4 protein-coding genes are annotated in these 2,739 nt (G+C 67.8%); 2 read left to right on the forward strand and 2 right to left on the reverse strand.

Annotation, left to right across the window (positions count from 1 at the left end):
* Positions 1-41 precede the first annotated feature (41 nt).
* Positions 42-653 (forward strand): DUF3226 domain-containing protein, encoded by a 612-nt coding sequence (locus VF794_RS00165; RefSeq protein WP_331106491.1) that lies wholly within the window; start codon positions 42-44, stop codon positions 651-653.
* 58 nt (positions 654-711) lie between these two features.
* On the opposite strand, the gene VF794_RS00170 is transcribed toward VF794_RS00165, so the two are convergent.
* Both VF794_RS00170 and VF794_RS00175 read right to left on the reverse strand, forming a co-directional pair.
* Entirely contained in the window at positions 712-969 is a 258-nt protein-coding gene (locus VF794_RS00170) for a hypothetical protein (RefSeq protein WP_331106493.1), read from the reverse strand.
* 32 nt (positions 970-1,001) lie between these two features.
* Positions 1,002-1,472: a DUF2752 domain-containing protein gene (locus tag VF794_RS00175; protein ID WP_331106495.1), complete on the reverse strand. Its 471-nt coding sequence runs from the start codon at positions 1,470-1,472 to the stop codon at positions 1,002-1,004.
* Between the two features lie 174 nt (positions 1,473-1,646).
* Here VF794_RS00175 and VF794_RS00180 point away from each other — a divergent pair.
* On the forward strand, positions 1,647-2,739 hold a 1,093-nt coding region (locus VF794_RS00180; protein ID WP_331106497.1), incomplete at its 3' end, for a M12 family metallopeptidase.

The raw sequence follows: 2,739 nt of genomic DNA on the forward strand, positions 1-2,739 counted from the left end.
GCCGAGCGCATGGGCGTCGAGATCCGGGGATGAGCCGCCGAATGATGCCCCCGTTTCCGTCCACCGGTTTCGGGCTCCTCCTGGTGGAAGGTGGCGATGAGCGCGGGCTGTGTGAGGCCGTGGCGGGACCCACGGTGTGGCCGGGGTTGGTGTGCTGGTACGGGAGCGGTGGTACGGACCTGCCGGACCTTGCTGCTCTGGCGGTGAGGGATCCCAGCTTCGCCAACGCCCGCAGCGTGGGCGTCGTCCTGGACATGGAGGAGGACCCGAAGGAAGCCTACCGCATCGCGCAGGAGACGCTGGCGGCGTTCGGGGCCAACACGCCTCCGATTCATGGCCGCCTGGCCGGGCAGCCCCGTCCGATGGGCGCCTTCTTCGCCCCGGATGGAAAGACTCTCGGGAGTATCGAGCACCTCTGCCGCCTGGCGGTTGGCGACCCGAAACTCTCGGCGTGCGTGGATGCGTTGGTCGGCTGTGCCCAACCCCTGCACTCCACCACGGCGCTCGGGGCCAAGGGGTGGCTCAACGCCTATCTCGCGATGTGCCCGGACCCGAGGCTTCGCTTCCATCAGGCGTTCACCGCGGGAACTGGTGGTATCGACCCAGCGCACCCGGCGTTCGACCCGTTGAGGAACTTCCTCCAAAGCCTCTGACTGCTCCCGCGGGAGTGCCACGAGGGAGGCGGTCCTCCCTCGTGAGCACCGTCCTCGACTACCGGGACATCATCGCGCCCATGACGTTGAACACGAAGCCGATCAGCATGGCGGCCGTCCAGGCCATCATCACGTTGCGGTTCGCGTTCCGGTCCACGTGCATCCAGCCCCAGATGAAGGTGTAGATGCTGCAGATCAGCCCCAGGATGCCGTGCAGCACGCCCTTGGCCTGGAACAGCTTGATCAGCACCATGATGAAGCAGACGAGGCTGACGAGGCCGGCGATCGTTCCAAACAGTCCGAGAATCATACCCATGGTTGTCTTTCCTCTGTGGTGGGGCTCGGGGTCTACCCGAGGGTGGAGTGGATGAAGGCACTGCGGAAGACGAGCAATCGAACGAGCCAGTAGACCACCAGGGCCACCAGCAGCAGGGCGGTCAGGCCGGTGTGTCGCTCGAAGCGGGCGACCCCGGCGATGCCCCGGCGCCGGAGGGCCTCGGGCAGCAGCGCCATCCCGACGAGCAGCACCAGCGCCGCCAGGAAGAAGGGCGCGAAGGCGTGCCCGGCCAGCGCGCCCCGCCAGTCCCCGTGCAGCAGGGCGGCGATGGCCCGCGACAGCCCACACCCCGGGCAGGGAATCCCCAACGTGTGCCGCACGGGGCACGGCCACCCGGGCAGCCCGAAGCGCATCAGCCCCAGGTGGAGGGCCGCCACGGCGCCGATCACCAGGCCAGGAGCTCGGTGCTCCAGGAGCTGGGCCAGCACGGGCGTCGCGAAGCGCTGAGCGGCTCGAGTGGATGATGACGGACGCGGCTCCATGCCCCTTCCCCCTCCGGAGCAGGTGTCCGAGCGGACTAGCACGCCCCGTGTCGGGTGTCGAACAGTCGTGGCCTTCCCCGGTTTCTCATTTTCAGGGAAAGTGGGGCTAACTGTTCCGCGCGCGCTTTCCCGTTCTCCGGTGAAAGTGGCGCTTCACCCCTGGAGTCCCCTGTCATGAATCCCCAATCCGTGTGGAAGCGCGTGCTGGCGCTTTCGCGGTTCCTCTGTGTCTCCTCCTTGCTGGTGCACGCCACGGCCTGCCAGCCGGGCCCCGTCGAGGGCACGGAGGAAGTCGCCGCCGAGGTCCACGTCGGCTACGTCATCGCTTCCAACGGCAAGCCCGTGCAGCTGCGCTACACCATCGAGGACGGTCAGGCGGTGCAGGGGGACATGGGCTTTGGCCCCGCCGAGGCCATCGCCCCCACGGAAGAGGAGGCGCTGCGGCGCCTGGCCTCGGTCCAGGCGCAGGGCGTGGAGGCGCAGGTCATGTACATCGCCGGGGGCATGTGGCCCGGGGGAACGGTCTACTACCAGTGGGACGCGAGCCTGCCGTCGGGCAACGCCACCCGGAACGTGCTGCAGCAGGCCATCACCTACATCAACTCGAAGACGGCCGAGACCGGGGTGCGCCTGGTGGAGGGCACCAACGGGGGCAGGTACGTCAAGCTCATCTACGGCTCGGATCGCGCGGACGTGGGCTACAAGGGGACGGTCCAGTCGCTCTACTTCTGGAACTCCCTCTGGCAGGTGGGCGTGCACGAGCTGGGGCACACCATGGGCCTGTGGCACGAGCACCAGCGCTGCGAGCAGGGCACCTACCTCTACATCTACGCCCCGAGCGATCCCAACATCGCGGCGCAGTGCAATCAGCCCACGGTGCCCAACCAGCCGTACAACACGCTGTCCATCATGCACTACTCGAAGGGGGAGCTCGGGACGCGCGCGGACTTCAAGCCGGGCGTGACGGTGGCTCCGGCCAAGAGCGTGCACCCCGGGTTCGATCCGTATGACATCCGCAACCTGGCCTACCTGTACAAGACGCCGGACAACGCGAAGTTCATCGGCTACCAGAACCTGCCCACGACGCTGGCGCCCGGGCAGGCCTTCACGGCGACGGCCGTGTTCGAGAACACGGGCAGCAACACCTGGAGCATCGCGGCCAACTACAAGCTGGGCGCGCAGAACCCCCAGGACAACATGACGTGGGGCGCCAACCGCGTGGCGCTGCCGGGCAGCATCGGCCCCGGGCAGTGGGCGTACATCAGCA

This window comes from Archangium sp. (assembly GCF_036389735.1).
In the GTDB taxonomy this organism is placed as follows: domain Bacteria; phylum Myxococcota; class Myxococcia; order Myxococcales; family Myxococcaceae; genus Archangium.

What these genes read in the sequence shown, in the direction of transcription:
- VF794_RS00165 (WP_331106491.1), top strand. Translation starts at nt 42, where the DNA reads ATGATGCCCCCGTTTCCGTCCACCGGTTTCGGGCTCCTCCTGGTGGAA.
- VF794_RS00170 (WP_331106493.1), bottom strand. Translation starts at nt 969, where the DNA reads ATGGGTATGATTCTCGGACTGTTTGGAACGATCGCCGGCCTCGTCAGC.
- VF794_RS00175 (WP_331106495.1), bottom strand. Translation starts at nt 1,472, where the DNA reads ATGGAGCCGCGTCCGTCATCATCCACTCGAGCCGCTCAGCGCTTCGCG.